The 15,828-nt window shown below is 70.9% G+C and carries 18 protein-coding genes and 1 pseudogene; 2 read left to right on the forward strand and 17 right to left on the reverse strand.

Annotated elements, in window-relative coordinates; translation table 11 throughout:
- Positions 1 to 169: 169 nt before the first annotated feature.
- From K6K41_RS16285 to K6K41_RS16365, 17 genes and pseudogenes are all read right to left on the reverse strand, one after another.
- On the reverse strand, positions 170 to 1,567 hold the full coding sequence (locus K6K41_RS16285; protein WP_261401379.1) for a hypothetical protein: 1,398 nt from the start codon (positions 1,565 to 1,567) through the stop codon (positions 170 to 172).
- Between the two features lie 462 nt (positions 1,568 to 2,029).
- On the reverse strand, positions 2,030 to 2,290 hold the full coding sequence (locus tag K6K41_RS16290) for a hypothetical protein (RefSeq protein ID WP_261401380.1): 261 nt from the start codon (positions 2,288 to 2,290) through the stop codon (positions 2,030 to 2,032).
- Positions 2,290 to 3,372 (reverse strand): putative sodium/potassium/calcium exchanger, encoded by a 1,083-nt coding sequence (locus K6K41_RS16295; RefSeq protein WP_261401381.1) that lies wholly within the window; start codon positions 3,370 to 3,372, stop codon positions 2,290 to 2,292. The genes K6K41_RS16290 and K6K41_RS16295 overlap by 1 nt, the downstream gene beginning before the upstream one ends.
- A gap of 261 nt (positions 3,373 to 3,633) precedes the next feature.
- A complete protein-coding gene (locus K6K41_RS16300) occupies positions 3,634 to 5,940 on the reverse strand; it encodes a hypothetical protein (protein WP_261401382.1) in 2,307 nt (768 codons plus the stop codon).
- 127 nt (positions 5,941 to 6,067) lie between these two features.
- Positions 6,068 to 6,877 carry a type III secretion system export apparatus subunit SctT gene (gene sctT, locus K6K41_RS16305; RefSeq protein WP_261401383.1) on the reverse strand — a complete coding sequence of 270 codons (810 nt, stop codon included), beginning with the start codon at positions 6,875 to 6,877 and terminating at the stop codon, positions 6,068 to 6,070.
- Between the two features lie 9 nt (positions 6,878 to 6,886).
- Positions 6,887 to 7,156, reverse strand: a complete 270-nt coding sequence (locus K6K41_RS16310) for an EscS/YscS/HrcS family type III secretion system export apparatus protein (protein ID WP_261401384.1) — start codon at positions 7,154 to 7,156, stop codon at positions 6,887 to 6,889.
- 4 nt (positions 7,157 to 7,160) lie between these two features.
- Positions 7,161 to 7,820: a type III secretion system export apparatus subunit SctR gene (gene sctR / locus K6K41_RS16315; RefSeq protein WP_261401385.1), complete on the reverse strand. Its 660-nt coding sequence runs from the start codon at positions 7,818 to 7,820 to the stop codon at positions 7,161 to 7,163.
- On the reverse strand, positions 7,813 to 8,862 hold the full coding sequence (sctQ, locus tag K6K41_RS16320; protein ID WP_261401386.1) for a type III secretion system cytoplasmic ring protein SctQ: 1,050 nt from the start codon (positions 8,860 to 8,862) through the stop codon (positions 7,813 to 7,815). The genes sctR and sctQ overlap by 8 nt, the downstream gene beginning before the upstream one ends.
- Entirely contained in the window at positions 8,859 to 9,335 is a 477-nt protein-coding gene (locus K6K41_RS16325) for a type III secretion system stalk subunit SctO (RefSeq protein WP_261401387.1), read from the reverse strand. The genes sctQ and K6K41_RS16325 overlap by 4 nt, the downstream gene beginning before the upstream one ends.
- Positions 9,332 to 10,617: pseudogene (locus tag K6K41_RS16330) on the reverse strand (FliI/YscN family ATPase). The gene K6K41_RS16325 and the pseudogene K6K41_RS16330 overlap by 4 nt, the downstream one beginning before the upstream one ends.
- Positions 10,618 to 10,706: 89 nt before the next feature.
- Positions 10,707 to 11,309: a FliH/SctL family protein gene (locus K6K41_RS16335; RefSeq protein WP_261401388.1), complete on the reverse strand. Its 603-nt coding sequence runs from the start codon at positions 11,307 to 11,309 to the stop codon at positions 10,707 to 10,709.
- Positions 11,306 to 11,551: a hypothetical protein gene (locus tag K6K41_RS16340; RefSeq protein WP_261401389.1), complete on the reverse strand. Its 246-nt coding sequence runs from the start codon at positions 11,549 to 11,551 to the stop codon at positions 11,306 to 11,308. The genes K6K41_RS16335 and K6K41_RS16340 overlap by 4 nt, the downstream gene beginning before the upstream one ends.
- A gap of 45 nt (positions 11,552 to 11,596) precedes the next feature.
- Positions 11,597 to 11,941 carry a hypothetical protein gene (locus K6K41_RS16345; RefSeq protein WP_261401390.1) on the reverse strand — a complete coding sequence of 115 codons (345 nt, stop codon included), beginning with the start codon at positions 11,939 to 11,941 and terminating at the stop codon, positions 11,597 to 11,599.
- Entirely contained in the window at positions 11,938 to 12,732 is a 795-nt protein-coding gene (gene sctJ, locus K6K41_RS16350) for a type III secretion system inner membrane ring lipoprotein SctJ (protein WP_261401391.1), read from the reverse strand. Before sctJ ends, K6K41_RS16345 begins: the two co-directional genes overlap by 4 nt.
- 13 nt (positions 12,733 to 12,745) lie before the next feature.
- The gene (locus K6K41_RS16355) at positions 12,746 to 13,057 is read right to left on the reverse strand and encodes a hypothetical protein (RefSeq protein ID WP_261401392.1); all 312 of its coding nucleotides are present in this window, start codon (positions 13,055 to 13,057) and stop codon (positions 12,746 to 12,748) included.
- 191 nt (positions 13,058 to 13,248) lie between these two features.
- A complete protein-coding gene (locus K6K41_RS16360; protein WP_261401393.1) occupies positions 13,249 to 13,476 on the reverse strand; it encodes a hypothetical protein in 228 nt (75 codons plus the stop codon).
- Between the two features lies 1 nt (position 13,477).
- Complete coding sequence (locus tag K6K41_RS16365; protein ID WP_261401394.1) at positions 13,478 to 14,170, reverse strand: type III secretion protein; 693 nt, start codon at positions 14,168 to 14,170, stop codon at positions 13,478 to 13,480.
- Positions 14,171 to 14,577: 407 nt separating this feature from the next.
- Here K6K41_RS16365 and K6K41_RS16370 point away from each other — a divergent pair, with 407 nt between their 5' ends.
- Entirely contained in the window at positions 14,578 to 14,754 is a 177-nt protein-coding gene (locus K6K41_RS16370; RefSeq protein WP_261401395.1) for a hypothetical protein, read from the forward strand.
- A gap of 153 nt (positions 14,755 to 14,907) precedes the next feature.
- Positions 14,908 to 15,801 (forward strand): SctD/MshK family protein, encoded by an 894-nt coding sequence (locus K6K41_RS16375; protein ID WP_261401396.1) that lies wholly within the window; start codon positions 14,908 to 14,910, stop codon positions 15,799 to 15,801.
- The last annotated feature ends 27 nt before the right edge of the window (positions 15,802 to 15,828 follow it).

Here is a 15,828-nt window from a genome sequence, read left to right on the forward strand (position 1 = left end):
CGGAGGCGGCGGCGGGGGTGGTGGCGGCGGCGGCGGCGGAAGGACCTGGATCGGCGCCGGCGGGGTTGGCCCGGTCAAAAATTCCTCGAACGCCATGGTCGCGTCTCTCTCGTCTCGACCGGAGCGACGATGGCCTCTCGGACCCGCGCCGCCCCGGGGTCTCGGCCCGTCAGGCGACTTCCTTGTGGAGGTCCTCGTTCAGGCGGTTGGAGGAGGATCCGTCCTCCTGGGGGGTGTTGCGGAAATGGTCCCACTCGTCCTGCTGAAACTCGTAGAGGCTCACGTCTTCGGGCGCGATGCGGCCGCCATAGTGGTGGATCGAGTAGCGGGCGTATTCGACCTTGTCGCCCCAGTCGTCCTGCAGCAGCCCGTCATTCGCGAGATCCTTGAACCACTGGCCTTCGGCGTCGGTCGCCTTCTGCTTCTTCTCGTGGTCGACGAAGAAGCCGATGATCGCCCCGATGCCGGCGAGCGCCGCGCCGACGAGGAATAGCGGGCCGCTCGCGGCCGAGAGCGCCGGCGCGAGCGTTCCGAACAGGCCCGCGATGCCGATCGCGCCCGCGGCCCCGCCCGCCACGCCGCTCACCACCTGCAGCGCGCCCTGCGCCTTGGTCAGCGCGCTGCCGCTCTCGACGCCGGACTTGATCGTGAGCGCGCCCAGAACGAGGTCGGCGACGCCCGCGGCGCCGTCGGCGAGCGCGCCGAGCACCTTCACCGTCGAGCCCGCGATCTTGGCCGAGCGCGAGGGATCCGACGCCGCGCCGGCCTTGGCCGCCTCGTCGTCGAACATCTTGGCGATGCCGTCATACATGTCGTCGCTGACGCCGGGCGCGCTCTTGGGCGGGCCGTCGGGCGTCGACCCTTGCGCGTCGGCGAAGATGCGGTTGATCTCGGTCCCCATCTGGCTGCGGAACTCGTCCGCGACGCCGCCCGGGATTTCCGGCAGCCCGCCGCCGGGCGCGGTCTGGACCTTCTCGATCTCTCCGCCCCAGAGCCCCTGCTTGCCCCAGATCTCCGGCAGCGACTTGTCGAGGCCGAGCGTCTGGACGAGCCCGCCCTTGCCGAGCGTCTCCATGATCGCGTCGCCGGTGCGGATGAAGTGCGACGAGGCGCCGGCGAAGGAGATGAAGTCCTTGGCGACCGCGAGGCGCTCGGTCGGGCTGTCGGCGAGCTTTCCGCCCTCGCCGACGAGCTGATAGACGCCTGAGAACAGCGAGACGCCGCCGCCTAGCGAGCCGAGCACGCCGTTGGTGCTGAGCGTCCCGAGCAGGCCCGAGAGGCCCTCGCGGTCCTTCACCGGCACGTAGGCCGAGAAGCGGTCGAGATCGGCCTGGCTCAGCTTGCCGCCATTGGCGTTGGCGGCGTCGGCGGCTTCCGTGATCGCCTCGACGACCTTCTTCGAGTCCGTCTTGCCGGCCAGGAACTCGTTCATGAACTTGTCGATGGTCTCGACGGTCCGGCGCGGCACGTCGAAGGTCTCGGACTTGATGATGCCCTTCAGGAGGCCGAACAGGTCCTTGGTGGCGAGATCCTTGTTGGCCTCCGACACCTTGCCCGGGTCGCCCACCCAGCTCGTTGAGGTCGGCGGTCAGCGCGTCCTTCTGGATGGTCTGGGCCGCGAGCTTGCCCTTCTCGGGATCGAGCAGCGTCAGGCTCTGGATCAGCGACGACATCTCGGTCTGGGCCGCATGCCCCAGCCCTTGCGCTTTCAGGTCCTGGATGTAGTCGAGGAAGCGGGTGTCCTGGTCGTCCTTGCCGAGCAGGGTCTCCTCGAGCTTGGCCTTCACCTCGTCCTTGTTGGAAATCGTAGCCGTCCGCGACGCTGTCCTCGACCGCCTCGCTGTGCTCGCGCTGCTGGCCGTCACGGTTCCCGGCGCCCGAGCGCCGCAGCATTGCGAGGAACAGATCCTGCGCGTCGACCGGCCCCGGGGAGCCGGGCGAGGGAGACGGGCTCAGGAACTGCTGACCGACGCGCATGCAGGCAAGTCCTCGATATAGGAGGCGGGCGCCGCAGCCTGTCGGCTCGGCCTCATCGCGTCTCCTGGTCTGGGGGCTGGCGTCCGGCGGACCCGGACTCCGGATCGGCCGCCGGAGGCGCGTCTTGGAAGCGCCGGCGATAGGCCGGCGTCAGCGTGACGCCGTAGGCCAGGAAGGCGAGACCCGCGGCCATCATGACGATGGGCACGATCGGGATCCCCTCCTGGCCGGGCGACAGCGCGCAGCCGCCGGTCGAGACGGCGGCCGCCGCGCAGGCGAGGCGGGCTCCGATCGAACCCGCGCCAAGCCTCATCAGCCGGCGGCGTCTTCCTGCGCCAGCTCTTCGACGCGGGACGCGAACTCGTCCTTGGACAGCTCGCCGGCGCCCAGTCCGCCCTCGGCCTCGAACTCCTCGCGGGAGATCTTGCCGTCGGCCCCGGCGATCTTCTCGAACGCCTTTTCGGCCTGTTCGGCGTCAAGTCCGGCCCGCTCGGCGAGCGCCGTGAACTCGGCCTGGTCGATCGCGCCGTCGGCGCCGGCGTCGCGCTCGAAGGAGGCGGCGGGCTCGTCGTCGCTGTTGAGATCCTCGACGCCCTGCTTGAACTCGTCCTCAGAGACCTGGCTGTCGCCGAACGCCTCCTTGAACTCGTCCTTCGACAGCTTGCCGTCGGCGCCGGCGGCCTTCTCGAACGCCTTGCCGGCGTCCTCCTCGCTGATCCCGGCCTTCTCGGCCGTGGCCTTCAACTCGCTCTCGTCGATCTGCTCGTCGGCGCCGGCCTCGCGGGCGAACTTCGCGAACGGCTCCTCGACGCCGTTAAGCTCGTCGACGCCCTTCTTGAACTGGCCTTCCGAGACGTCGCCCTTGCCGAACGCCTCCTCGAACTCTTCCTTCGACAGCTTGCCGTCGGCGCCGGCCGCCTTCTCGAAGGCCTTTCCGGCGTCTTCCTCGCTGATGCCGGCCTTCTCGGCCATCGCCTTGAACTCGCCGTCGTCGATCTGCTCGTCGGCGCCTGCGTCGCGTCCAAACTCCGCGAAGGGCGCCTCGTCCGCCTCCTCGTTGCGGGTCTTGGCGCGTTCGACGAGGCTCTCGAGGCCGCCCTTCAGCTCATCGAGATTGAAGGCTCCATCGGAGCCGGCCGAGCGGGTGAGCAGCTCCTGCAGGCGGTCGGCCGGCAGCTCGCCGTCCTTGCCGAAGGCCTCCATGACGGCGTCGGAGTCTTCTCTGGAGAGGCCGAGCCGCGAGGACGCCTCCCTGAACTCGGCGCTGTTGAAGCGGCTGTCCGCGCCTGCTTCCTGGCCGAGGAAGGCCTTGAATTCGTCGCCCGACAGGCCGCCCCCCTGGGTTCGATCCCAATCGGCCCCGGCGATCGACCTGAACACGCTTTCAACAGACATTCCGACGTCTCCCATCAGCGGTCTGCGGCTCCCGGCGCCTCTATGGAGGCTTAAGGCCAGATGAGCCGTTTATGACGGGCACGTGAACCCTGCCGCGCGGCGCCGGATTGCGCCCGCGTTGGGAACTAAACTCTGATACTGAGGCCCGTCGCAGTGAGGAACGAGGCGATGTTGCTTGGAAGCGCCGTCAAAATCAACGAAATTGTCGTTGATCAGTAACTTTTATTCTTAGCCGGCGACCGGCGCTGCGTCCGACGGCCGTCAATCGACGTGGCGGGCCGTGAGATCGAGTTCGAGCCGGCGCATCAGCGGCGCGCCCGTCAACGTCTCGGGCCGCTCGCCGTCGGGATCGAGATCCGCGAAGGTGATGGTCTCGATGTGGCGGTTGGCCGGGACGCCGCGGCCCTCGAGATAGGCGACGAGCCGGGCGAAGGCTGCCTCCTGCGTGCGGTCGCGCGTCCGGCGCGCGCGCATCCAGCCGCCTCCCATCAGCACCTCGGTGTGACGCACGAGGGTCACCTGGGCGAGCATTTCGGCGGCGTCCGGATCGAAGCCGAGCGCGGCGTAGAACCGGCGCGCGGCCTCCCGGTCGAACGGCGCGTCGGCGCGCTCCGGCGGCTCGCGGTCATGGCCCGGCACGACGATCTGCACCACGACGTGCTGGGCTCCGACGCTCTGGGCGATGGCGAAAACGAGCTCAGGCGACGCGGCCGCGGCGTTCATCGCGTCGCGCAGGCCGGGCGAGGTTCCGCTCCAGCGGCGCAGGCGCTCGAGCGCGTTGAGCGCGTCGTGGCCGGCGGCGTCGACCGCCTCGAGCGCGGCGTCGATCTCCTCGAGCAGGCCAAGCGAGCCCGAAAGGCGCGCCCGCAACCTCTTCTCGATGTCCTGCCCCTCGAGGCCGGACGCGCGCCACGCCGCCCAGTCGAAGCCGATCGGCCCGACCCGGCGCGCAAGCGCCGCGACCGCGTCGCCGACGCGCCGCAGCAGTTTTCCGAAGCCCTGGAGGATCGCGGTCGCGATCTGGTCCGCGGTCTCGCCGTCGCCGCGGCCGCGATAGGCGTCGACCAGCGCGATCGGCAGCGCGACGCCGGTGCCGAAGGCGACGCCCTGCCCGAACGCGATCATGCGCTCAGGCGTCATGCGCTCGCCATTGGCGATGGTCTGGGCGACATCGCGGGCGACATGCGCGCCGCGGCCGTCGGCAGCGCCGGCGTCGAGTCCGGAGGCGAGGTCGGCGAACATCTTGGCGGCGTTGGGCGCGCCCTTCTCGAGCATGCCCGCCACGCCCTCGATCCGCTCGACCGCCGCGCCGCCGTTCGACAGCGTCCTGGCGGCGCGCTCGAGCGTCGGCTGCGAACCCTTGGAGATCTCGGCCGCGGATCCAAAGGGAAGATCGCGCGCCCGCGCCCGGAACTCCCTCGTGGCCCCGGCCGGACCCTCGGTGCGCTCGGTCTGGGCGATCGTGGCGACGTGACGGGAGACGACGCTCTCGCCCGCGCTTCGCGCCGAGGCCGCGACGATGGGGGCGACCGCGGAGAAGGCGGAGTCGCCCTGCGCCTGCGCCGCCGCCACGATCGAGGCGTGGCCGATCATCGTGACGGGCGCCTGCGGAGGCGGCGTCAACGACGCGGGGCCGGAGACGTTGAGGCCGCTCGGCGGAGCGGCGGGCTGCTGGAGGCCGGAAGCTGGTCCGCCCGGCTGGACGCCGATGGCGATCGCAGGCTGGGAGGTCAGGCCGGACGTCGGCGTCGCGCCGGTCGGCTGGGCGAGTTGGGCGCCCGGCGCCGCCTGGGCCGCCGCAGCGCCCGGAGGCGCAGGGGCTGCAGGGTTCAGCTGGGCGGCGTTCGCCGCGATCTGCGTCGCAGCCGCTGCGGCCTGGGTCGCGGTCTGCACAAGCGCGGCGGGCAGCTGCGCAGCGGGCTGCAATGCGCCGGGCGGCTGCGCAGCGGGCGCCTGTCCCCCGGGCGGTTGCGCGAGGGTGTTGGCGGGGCCGGACTGCTGGGGCGGCGAGGCCGGGCCGGCCGGCAGGGAGGCGGGGGGCGCGGCGCTCGTCCGGGCGGGCGTCTGCGTCGCGGGGGCCGCCGTGGTCTCGGGTCCGCGTCCGATCTCCGGTCCGCGGCCCGGGGTCGCCGTGCGCGTTGCGTCGAGCCGGGCCGGGGAGCCGGCGTCCGCCACGGGACCGCGCGCGACGGCGCCGGTTTCGCCGGGCTGCTGGCGTCCGCCGAAACCATCGGCCGCGCGCATCGACGGGGCGTCCCGCATGGGGCCGGCGAGGTCCGGCGCGGCGCCGGGCGCTTCCGCGCGGGCCGCCGCCCCGGTCGCGGAGGGACGGACGCCGGCGCCCTGTTCGGCGCCGCGATTGACCGAACGGTCGAAGGCGGCGGCGTCGGCGGTGCGTCCCTGCTGGCGGTCGGATCCCTCGGACTCGCGGCGCATGCGCGCGATGCGGTCGGTCTCCTGCTCCTCGCCGGCGTTGCGCAGCGCGGTCGTGGCGTTGCGGTCGCCGCCCTGCTGGAGCGAATGGGTCAGCGACCCGAGGAGGCCTGAGACACTTCCGATCAGCGACATCGCGCCGTCCTTCGCGTCCGGCTTGAGGCTTTGCGGGCGGATGGCGGCGTCGCGCCGTTTCCGAGGCTCGGGCCGTTATGGGGCCATTTTGTGGCCGATCGATCACTTTTCGCCGTGTTTTCGACGCTCAGCGGCCTTCGGCGAGAGAGCGCAGGAGATCGAATCCGCCGGCCAGCCCCCCGATCTCCCGCATGAGCGAGGGAGCCAGGAACATCGCGTAAACTACGATCAGGAAGGCGAAGAGGAGGTTTTTGACCGCGAGCGAGAGGTCGAAGACGTGGATCTGCGGCGCGAGCCGCGAAAGGTAGCCCAGCATGACGTCGGCGATGAGGAGCGCCACCATGATGGGCGCGACCAGCAGCACCGCGATGCGCATGAGGCCGTCGAGCGTCTTCAGCAGGGCCAGACCCGAGGCCTGCGAGACCACCGGGCGGAAGCTCGAGGCGGGCCAGAGCTCGTAGCTGCGGTAGACCGCGTCGGCGAGGATCCCCAGCCCGCCGCTCGTGAAGAAGATCGCCACCGCCACGATCGAGAACAGCGTGCCGGTGATGCTGGACTCCGACATCGCGTTCGGATCGACGAGCTGCGCCGCGGTGGTGCCGCGCTGGAGGTCGACGATGTCGCCGGCCGTCTCCGCCGCCCAGAACGGGATGCCGAACACGAAGCCGATCAGCGCGCCGATCACCACCTCCTTCACCATCAGGCCGACGACCGTCAGCGTGGAGAGGCCCTGGAGAAGGCTGATCTGGTCGAAGGTCGGCGGCACCATGGGGGCTGCGATCGCGACCGCGATGCAGGAGCGCAGCAGGCCGGTGACGCCGGTGCGGGTGAAGGCGGGCGTGATCATCACCATGCCGATGGCGCGGGCGGTCGCGAGCGCCGTCGCGATCAGCATCGGATAGAGGAAGGCCAGAAGAGAGTCGGTGGCCTCGATCATTCCGCGGGCTCAGCGCGTCACGATCGGGAACTGGTCGAAGCTCTGGCGCGCGAGCTCGAGGATCTGGCTGCCGAGCAGCGGCCCCACCAGGATCAGCACCACCATCACCACCACGAGCTTCACGGCCTGGGGCAGCGTCTGGTCCTGGATCTGCGTCAGCGCCTGCACCAGCCCGACGCCGAGCCCGACGACGATCGCGGCGCCGAGCGCCGGCGCCGACATCAGCAGCGTCGTCAGTAGCGCGCCGTTGAGCTGGGAGACGATGAGATCCCCGCCCATCGCGTCAGCCTCCGCCGTAGCTGAGGATCAGCCCGTGCATCAGCCGCGACCAGCCCTCCACGGCGACGAACAGGAAGATCTTGAGCGGGATCGAGATGAGCGTCGGCGACACCATCATCATGCCCATCGCCATCAGGACGTTCGCGACCACGAGGTCGATCACCAGAAACGGGATGTAGAGCAGGAAGCCGATCTCGAAGGCGCGCGTCAGCTCCGAGGACACGAAAGCGGGGATGAGCACCACCAGGTCGTCGTTGCGCAGGCCCTGGCGGGCTTCCTCCGACCAGACCGCCTCGGTGGACTTCAGGAAGAACTCGCGCTCCCGCTCCGACGCGAAGCGCAGCAGATGCGCCTTCAGCGGCTCGCGGACATGTTCGGCCGCAGCTTTCAGCCCGTCGACCGACTGAAGGTCGATCGGCGCGTTCTCGAAGCGCTGGTAGATCTCGCCGATCAGCGGCGTCGTGACGTAGACGCTCAAGATCAGCGCGATGCCGTAGAGCACGAGGTTCGGCGGCGATTGCTGGACCCCGAGCGCGTTCCGGATCAGGAACAGCACCACGGAGATCTTGAGAAACGCCGTGAGCGTGACGACCGCGAGCGGAATGAGCCCGATCGTCGAGACCAGAAGGATGATCGCGACGAGATTGGGCTGAAAGTCACTCATCCGCGGTCAGGCGCTCGACCCGGACCCCGACGGCGTCGCCGATCCGCACGATGCTGCCGCGGCCGATCCGCTTGCCGTTGGCCATGATGTCGACCGCCTCGTCGAGCGCGCGCGCGAGCGGCACCACGGAGCCGGCCGCGAGCCGCCGGACGTCTCCGAGCGGCATTTCCGAACGCCCCAGCTCGAACACGAGCTTCACGGGGAGCGCGTCGATCTCGGCGTCCGCCACCGTGGCGCGGGCGCCGTCGCCGTCATTTCCTTCCATGCACCACTCCCAATGCGATCCGCGCAGCTTCACCGGAACGGCGGCCGCCGCGAGACGTCCAGACGAGGCCGTGAGACGCATCGCCAGATGATCGGCCACGACCGCGATCGGCCCCGCCATCTCCCGGCCGCTCTCGACCAGGATCACGTCGCCGCGCGACAGGCCCTTGAGGTCGGAGAACTTCACTCCCGCCCAGCCCATGCAGACCCGGACCGGCATCGCGATCCCGGCTGCGACGTCGGCGGCCGGAGCGGCGGCGCGGTCGAGCGCGGCGCCGAGCCGCGCCAGCCCGTCGCGGTCGAGCCAGAGCGCGATCCGGTGCGCCTTGCCCTGCGTCTTGAACAGCAGCGAAACCCGATGGGCGTCCGGGCCGATCGCGCCGTCGACGCGGGCGTCGATCGACGAAGGACCGCCGGCAGCGGCCTCAACCTGGGCGACCTCGTCGGCGAGGGCGAATTCGATGAGAAGCGCCGCGGCTTCCGGCGCGAGCTCCGCGGGCGGCCTGAGCAGGCCGAGCGGCGCCAGCAGGTCGTCGAGGAGCGTCTGCGGCGCCCGCGCGAGCCCATGCGCGCCCCCGATCGTCACGCGGAACGCCGGCCCGTCGAACTGCGCCGCGGCGTCGAAGGGAACCACCAAAAGGCTTGCGGGCGCGCCGCGGAACGTGATGCGGATCGGCCCGCGGCGGCGGTGAATGGCGTTCAGCCCGGCGAGATCGCTCGCGGCGACATGGGGGAGCCAGTCGCCGGCCGGGGCGGTCGCGGAGATCGGGATCGTCAACGGGGGCGGCTCCCCCGTCCGTCGTCGGCGTCGAGTTCGGCCAGCAGCTCCGCCCGGCGGAGCGCGGCTCCGGACCGTTCGCGCGCAAGCGTCAGCAGCTTGTCGCGTTCGCGCTCGAAGCGCAGGCGTTCGCGCGCGGCCTCGGCGCGCCGCTCGGTCTCGTGGGCGAGCGACCTGCGGGCCTCCTGCTCGGCGTGGTCGAGCTCGGCGCCCTCCTGCTCCAGATGCGCGAGCGCGTCACGGGCGCGGCCGATCTCGCCGGACGTCAGGGGGCGCATCGCGAGCCGTTCGAGCAACGCGTCCTCGCGCGCGATCCGGCGTTCGCCCTGGCGGGCGGCCTCGGCGCTCGCCGCGTCGAGACGGGCGCGCGCGGCCTCGCAGGCGGCCTGACGTTCGGCGGCGGCGGCCACGGCGCGGTCGAGCCTGACCTTGCGCAGCGCGATCAGCCGGGAGAGGTCGTCGTCCCGTCTCACTGGGCGGCCTCCTTCAGCCGGCGGATGGTTCCGGCCATGGCTTCCCGTTCGCCGAAGGTCTGCGCCAGAAAGGCGTCGATCGCGGGCTTGCGGGCGATCGCGGCGTCGGCGAGCGGGTCGGAGCCGACCCGGTATTCGCCGACCCGCACGAGCAGCTCGACGTCGCGGTAGTGGGCGAGCAGCGCGCGGACGCGGGCGGCCGCCGCCTTGTGCTCGGGCGTCGCGACCGTCTCCATCAGGCGGCTGCGGCTCGCCAGCACGTCGATCGCCGGAAAATGGTTGCGCTGCGCGAGTTCGGCCGAGAGCACGATGTGGCCGTCGAGGATCGCCTTGGTCTCCTCGGCGACCGGATCGAGCGTGCCGTCGCCTTCGGTCAGCACCGTGTAGAGCGCCGTGATCGATCCGCCGCCGATCCCGGGCCGGCGCGTTCGAGCAGCCGCGGCAGCGCCGCGAAGAAGGACGGCGGGAAGCCGCGCCGCGTTGGCGGTTCGCCGGCGGCGAGCCCGATCTCGCGCTGGGCCCGGGCGAAGCGCGTGACGCTGTCCATTAGCAGCAGGACGCTCTTGCCCTCGTCGCGAAAATGCTCGGCGATCGCGGTCGCCACATAGGCGGCCTTGACGCGCTCCATGGCCGGCCGGTCGGAGGTCGCGACCACGAGCACCGCCTTGGCGCGGCCCGCGGCGTCGAGCTGGCGCTCGGCGAATTCGCGCACTTCTCGGCCGCGTTCGCCAATCAGCCCGACCACGATGACGTCGGCCTCGGCGCCGTTGACGATGCTGGCGAGCAGCGAGGACTTGCCGACGCCGGGTTCGCCGAACACGCCGACGCGCTGCCCGCGGGCGAGCGTCGTCAGTCCGTCGATCGCCCGCACGCCGAGCTGGATCGGCTTGTCGATCAGGTCGCGGTCGAGCGCCGAGGGCGGCTCGCGGTGGACCGGACGGCGCGCAGGCGTCAGCGCCGGATCGAGCGGCCGTCCGTCGAGCGGCTCGCCGAGCGGCGAGATCACCCGGCCGAGCAGGCCCGGCCCGACCGGAATTCTCAGGTCCCGGCCGGTCGGGATCACCTCCGCCTCGGTCGAGAGGCCGGTGAGATCCCCGATCGGCGTGAGGAGCGCCTCGGAGTCCTGGAAGCCGATCACTTCGGCGGCCGCCTCGCGCCCCGTTCGGACGTCGCGCAGCAGGCAGAGCTCGCCGATCGAGACCGAGGGCACGCTGGCGTGCACCACGACCCCGAGGATGCGCTTCACCCGACCGCGGACGGGGCGGGGATCGGCGACCCGCATGCGGCCCTTCAGCCCCGGCAGGATGGCCGAGAGCCGATCGGCGCCGCCGGTCCCTTGCACGTCGCTCCTTTGCGCGTCGGTCGCCGCGCTCATGCGGCGTCTCCGCCCGAAAGCGCGCGCCGCACCGCGTCGAGCTGGGCGTCGAGCCCGGCGTCGACGGTCGCGAACGGGCTCGCGACCCGGCAGTCGAGGGGCCCGAGCGCCGGATCGGTCGACAGCGTCACGCGCTCGGCGAAACCCGGCTCGTCGAGGCCGAGCCGCCGCCGGACCTCGTCGAAATTGTCGGGCGCGACGGTGAGCGTCAGGCGCTGGTCGCGCCGGAAACCGGCGAGCGCCTCGCGCGCGAGACGCGACACCAGATCGGCTGGAGGGCGTTCGCCCACCACGCGCGTGACGATCGAGAGCGCGAGCTTGGCGATCTCGCTTTCGAGCCCGCCGAGATAGGCGTCGACGTCGCGGCTCGTGGCGGCGAGCAGCTCGGCGGAGGCTCCGGCGCCTTCGCGGCGGCCGGTCTCGAAACCTTCTGCGCGCTTCTCGTCATAGGCCCGCTGCGTGTCGGCCTTGAGCGCCTCGGCTTCGCGCCGGGACTCGTCGCGGAACGAGAAGCCGTCGATCCAGGCCTGCGCCTGCTCCGCCTTCAGGATGGGGCCGGGCGGGGTCCTCGGAAGGGCGGAAGCCGGCGCTTCGCTCATCCGGCCACCAGACGGACGACGCCCGGTCCATAGGCGCGATGCGCGTCCTGCGGCTCCGGCAGGGCGTCCTGCGGGTCGAAGCGAAGGGAGACGCGGTCCGCGACCCCTCTGGGCTGTTGCTCGAGCCAGGCGGCGAGACAGGCGCGGCCGGCGCCGATCGCCGCGGCGGCGAGCGCCGCATGGCCGAGCGCGCGCATCTCGTCCTGCGTGACGCCGAGCGCAGCCGGCGAAAACGCCTCCATGCGATGCGCGAGCGCGGCCTGATAGGCGTTCCCCGAGCGCCGACTTCAGCGCCGCGACCTCCGGGGCGCGGATCTCGCGCGCGATCGGTCGGCCCAGCAGACGGCGCCCGCGCGCCGGATGATCGTGCCGAGGGTCTGGCTGTCGGACAATGCGATCGCCTGGTCGGCGGGCTCGGCCGGCGCGTCGATGTCGCCGAAGCCATGGCGCGCCGCCATCAGGCTCGAGACGCGCGAGGCGAAGCGCGGATGGGCGGCGAGCCGCCCGGCGGCTTCGAGCGGCAAGGCGCCGTCGAACATGCCGGCGATCCAGGCCGGATGCGCGCCGAGCGAGGGCGTCCGGACGAACCGGCCCCAGACGTCCGCCGCGGTCTCGTTCGATCCCGCGCTCATTTGGCCGGCACGAGCGGCTGGAGCTTCAGCGTGGGCTTGCGGTTGCGCCAGAGCAGCGCCGCAAGCGCCGCGGCCGCGACGATCGCGATCGCCGCGAGGCCGAGCAGCATCCACATCAGGCGGCCGGCGCTTTCCTGATGCACCCAGATCCCCATCACGCTGACGTAAGGGGTCGGGCTGGCGCTCTCGTTGAGCTTGGCGGTCGGGACGGCGACGGGCGTGACCGAGACCTTGTCGTAGCTGAGGCCCGCGATGCCGTTCGCCACCAGCGTCTTGATCTGCGGCAGGAGCTCGTTGAGCTTCATCGACGGGTCGTAGCGAATGAACACCGAGGCCGAAGACGGCGCGGCGTCGCGTTTCAGCGGGTCGTTCTCGGGCAGCACGACATGGACGCGGGCCGACACCACGCCGTCGATCTCGGAGACCGTGCGCGAGAGCTCCTCGCTCAGCGCGTAGATCATCTGCGCCCGCTCCTGCACGGGCGAGGCCACGAGGCCGTCGCGCTTGAACACCTCGCCCATATTGGCGAAGCGCTCGCGCGGCAGCCCCGCGTCGTTCAGCGTCTTCACGGCTTCGGCGAAGCGGTCCTTGTCGACCGTGATGGTCATCTTGCCGGACTTCTCGACGACGCGGCTCGCCGGGATGCCCCGGTCGATGAGCGCGGCGACCATGAGGTTCGCCTCGCGCTCGTCGAGATTGGTGTAGAGGTCGGTGTCGCAGGCCGCGAGCAGCAGCGCGCCCGCAAGAGCAAGCGCCAGCCGGCCGGTCTTCAGCACGGATCGGAGCGCCATCAGGCTCCTCCCGTCACTGTCCGCGGAGCAGCGTGTTGGCGGCGCCGGAGACCTGCGTGGTGCCGCGCACCACCATCTGGGTCTCGATCGAGTAGTCGAACATCATGCCGAGCGACTGGATCACCTTGTCCATCTGATCGCCGTTCACCGGCTGCCGCTCGGGCCGCGGGGCGGCGCCGAAGGCTTGCGGCGACACCGTCTGCGCGTCCGATCCGCGATGCACCAGCGTCGCGCCGGGCGCGTCGGGCGCGCGGCTCGTCAGGGACTGGGCGCGGGAGCTGAGCGACTGGCTCCGTTCCAGGAAGCCGGTCAGGTTCTCCACCATCGCGCCGCCGAGCTGGCCCGGGCTCGGGGCCGCGGGCGTGCCCGAGGGTTCACGCTGGCGAGATATTCGAAGAGGTCGATGCCGGACGGCGCCGTCGCGGGCGTCGCCGGAACGGGAGCCGCGCCGACGGGGGCGATAGAAGGCGTCATGACGTGTCTGTCTCCGCTCGCTTCAGGACGACGGCGGGGCGATCAGCCCTCGTCGTCGGCCATCGCCTCGTTCAGGATCTCGCCGGCGTGACGCATCATCATCTGGCCCATGATCTGGACCGAGCCTTGCGTGATCATCTCCTCGAGCTTGGCGTCGGCGCCGCCGCCGAGCCCGAGCGCGTTGTTGAGCGCGCCGGCGAAGTCGCCGCTCGCGACGTCGCTGGCGACTGACGCTGCGGGCAAAGCGGCGCTGATCGGGGGAATCGCCATGTCAATTCTCCTTCGCTGATGCGTTCGGCGACTGGCCGCCGTCCGTGGAGGGCGGGGTGCGCACGACTTCCGCCTGGGCGCCGCCGCGGAACACCCGAACGCGCGGATCGTCGCCCGAAACGCGGGGCGGCGGCTTCATGCGTTCGGCGGTCTCCCGCACGACGGCCAGGAAGGCGGGGGGGCCCGACACGCCCACGAGCGTGCTCGAGCCCGTGGCGCGGACCGCGAAGCGCTCGTCGCGCACGCCGAGCCGGTCCAGTTCCTTTTCGAGCGCCTGCGGTCCCACGGTCCCGACGTCGATGACCTGGGTCGCGAACTCCTCGTCGGCGCTCACATGCAGGATCGATCCGTCGAAATACCAGGTGAGATCCTGGGCCTCGCAGATCTTTCGAAGAAATTCTCCGGCGGTCGCGGCCTTGATCTCGCCGCGGGCGCGGCCGCGGACCTTGTCGGTGAGCACGACCGGCACGCCGACATTGCGGCCGAACTCGGTCAGAACGCCGCGAACGTCCTGGTCGACGACGACGTAGTGGTAAGGGGCGGCAGCCCAGACGGGGCTCGGCGCGGCTCGCGCGGCCGACCAGCAGAACGAGGCGGCCGCAAGGCCGATGAGGCACGCAGATGCCGCTCCCGTGAGGCGCTTTGGCGCCCGGGGGGTCGACGAGTACGTATTTTCCCTTACAATGGCGAGCATTAGCGGCTGTGATCGGTCCGTGATCGGATCAACGTCGTGATCGTTATACGCCGTATAAAAAGCGGCGCAAATGTGACAAAGACTGAATTCGCGTGGCGTATGATTTGTTTAGCAGGCTTAGTTGAGCCTGCCGAAGTCGCTTGTGCTTTCGTTACCCTTCAGGTGATGACAAAATTATTTCATTGGATGTCGTCATATCCTGTATCTGTATCTGGCTAATCGTACTTTCGTGGCATCTAATCACAATCAGCCATTAAATGGCCATATTCTTTGTCAAGTGATCACTAGGTCGTCGAGCGGGCGCCAGTCTGCGAATGCGGGCTTTTTGGCCAGCGCCGGCGACCGGAGGAGGCCGCTGCTTCGCGGGCGGACTCCCGAGCAATCGTTTCGGCAAACAGGAGACGAAGATGCCTGAAGTTGGAGTGGGAGGCGTCGGCGCCGGCGGCAGCGGCGGAGCTGAAGGCGCGATCGCCAAGATGGAAGAGGCTTTCAACCGGGCGATCTCGCTGTCGGCTGAGGTCACCGAAAAGACCACGGAGCTGAAAGCCCAGCTCGACGCCGCCAAGCAGCGTCCGCAGAACTAAGTTTCACGCGAAGCGTCCGGGGCGGCTCGACGCCCCGGACCGCCGCGCCGGCCCCCTGCCGGCGCATCATGACAGGGCGGACCGTTCCCCGGACCGCCGCACCAAGCCTCATCCGCCGGCGAGCCGCCAGCGTCGCCAAGGAGACGAAGCGATATGGCTCAAGACGTGGCCTCCTCACATCGCGCCGCGGCCCCGAATTCGGCCGTCGCGCTGCTCAACATCACGGCCGGGCCGCACAGCGGGGTGGTGCTTCCGCTCGACGCCCCGACATGCCGGATCGGCTCGTCGCCCGACTCCGACATCGTGTTGTCGGACCGCGACGTCGCCGAGACCCATGCGGCGCTGAAGTTCGAGCGCGGAAAGCTCTTCATCGAAGCCCAGGGCGGCCCTGTCGGGCTGAAGGACGGGCTCGAGATTCCCCAAGGCCAGGGCGCCGGCGTCAGGCTGCCGGCCGACATCCGGATCGGCGCGAGCGTCATTCGGCTCGCAGGCCTCCAGAAGCCGGCCCCGTGGCTGCAGCCGCCGATGGCGGCGGTCGCCTGCGTGGCGCTGCTGCTCGTCGGCTCGATCGTGGCGACCCAGGCCGGCTTCGGCGACGCCGCGACCGACGCCCGCCCCTCCAATCCCGAAGCGGCGTCCGCAGTCGCCGGCGCGCAGCCGGACGATCCGGTCGCGGCGCTGCGCGAACGAGTCGCGTCCGCCGGCGTCGACGGCGTGACGATCGAGGCGGTCGGCGACCGCATCGTCGCCAAGGGCGCGATCGAGGACGTCGCGAAGCCCCGTTGGGCCGCCGCGCAGCGCTGGTTCGACGAGACCTATGGCGGGCAGTATGTGCTCGCGAGCGAGATCGGCGCGAAGTCCGCGCAGGCGCGCCCGCGCATCCAGCTGCAGGCGATCTGGTTCGGCCCCTCGCCCTATGTCGTCACCGCCGACGGCCAGCGCCGCTACGCGGGCGCGACGCTCGGCGACGGTTGGGTGCTGAAAGAGGTCCGCCAGGACAAGGTCGTGGTCTCCAAGGCCGGCGAGGAAATGACCCTGAGCTACTGAGCTCGGACCCGAACCCGGCGTCTGCGG

Origin of the sequence: Chenggangzhangella methanolivorans, from assembly GCF_019797865.1 — a bacterium.
Classification (GTDB): Bacteria; Pseudomonadota; Alphaproteobacteria; order Rhizobiales; family Methylopilaceae; genus Methylopila; species Methylopila methanolivorans.

Excerpts from the sequence above, each read along its gene's own strand:
- K6K41_RS16290 (WP_261401380.1), bottom strand. The coding sequence starts at position 2,290 with ATGAGGCTTGGCGCGGGTTCGATCGGAGCCCGCCTCGCCTGCGCGGCG.
- K6K41_RS16295 (WP_261401381.1), bottom strand. The coding sequence starts at position 3,372 with ATGTCTGTTGAAAGCGTGTTCAGGTCGATCGCCGGGGCCGATTGGGAT.
- K6K41_RS16300 (WP_261401382.1), bottom strand. The coding sequence starts at position 5,940 with ATGTCGCTGATCGGAAGTGTCTCAGGCCTCCTCGGGTCGCTGACCCAT.
- sctT (WP_261401383.1), bottom strand. The coding sequence starts at position 6,877 with ATGATCGAGGCCACCGACTCTCTTCTGGCCTTCCTCTATCCGATGCTG.
- K6K41_RS16310 (WP_261401384.1), bottom strand. The coding sequence starts at position 7,156 with ATGGGCGGGGATCTCATCGTCTCCCAGCTCAACGGCGCGCTACTGACG.
- sctR (WP_261401385.1), bottom strand. The coding sequence starts at position 7,820 with ATGAGTGACTTTCAGCCCAATCTCGTCGCGATCATCCTTCTGGTCTCG.
- K6K41_RS16335 (WP_261401388.1), bottom strand. The coding sequence starts at position 11,309 with ATGAGCGAAGCGCCGGCTTCCGCCCTTCCGAGGACCCCGCCCGGCCCC.
- K6K41_RS16340 (WP_261401389.1), bottom strand. The coding sequence starts at position 11,551 with ATGGAGGCGTTTTCGCCGGCTGCGCTCGGCGTCACGCAGGACGAGATG.
- K6K41_RS16345 (WP_261401390.1), bottom strand. The coding sequence starts at position 11,941 with ATGAGCGCGGGATCGAACGAGACCGCGGCGGACGTCTGGGGCCGGTTC.
- sctJ (WP_261401391.1), bottom strand. The coding sequence starts at position 12,732 with ATGGCGCTCCGATCCGTGCTGAAGACCGGCCGGCTGGCGCTTGCTCTT.
- K6K41_RS16355 (WP_261401392.1), bottom strand. The coding sequence starts at position 13,057 with ATGGTGGAGAACCTGACCGGCTTCCTGGAACGGAGCCAGTCGCTCAGC.
- K6K41_RS16360 (WP_261401393.1), bottom strand. The coding sequence starts at position 13,476 with ATGGCGATTCCCCCGATCAGCGCCGCTTTGCCCGCAGCGTCAGTCGCC.
- K6K41_RS16365 (WP_261401394.1), bottom strand. The coding sequence starts at position 14,170 with ATGCTCGCCATTGTAAGGGAAAATACGTACTCGTCGACCCCCCGGGCG.
- K6K41_RS16370 (WP_261401395.1), top strand. The coding sequence starts at position 14,578 with ATGCCTGAAGTTGGAGTGGGAGGCGTCGGCGCCGGCGGCAGCGGCGGA.
- K6K41_RS16375 (WP_261401396.1), top strand. The coding sequence starts at position 14,908 with ATGGCTCAAGACGTGGCCTCCTCACATCGCGCCGCGGCCCCGAATTCG.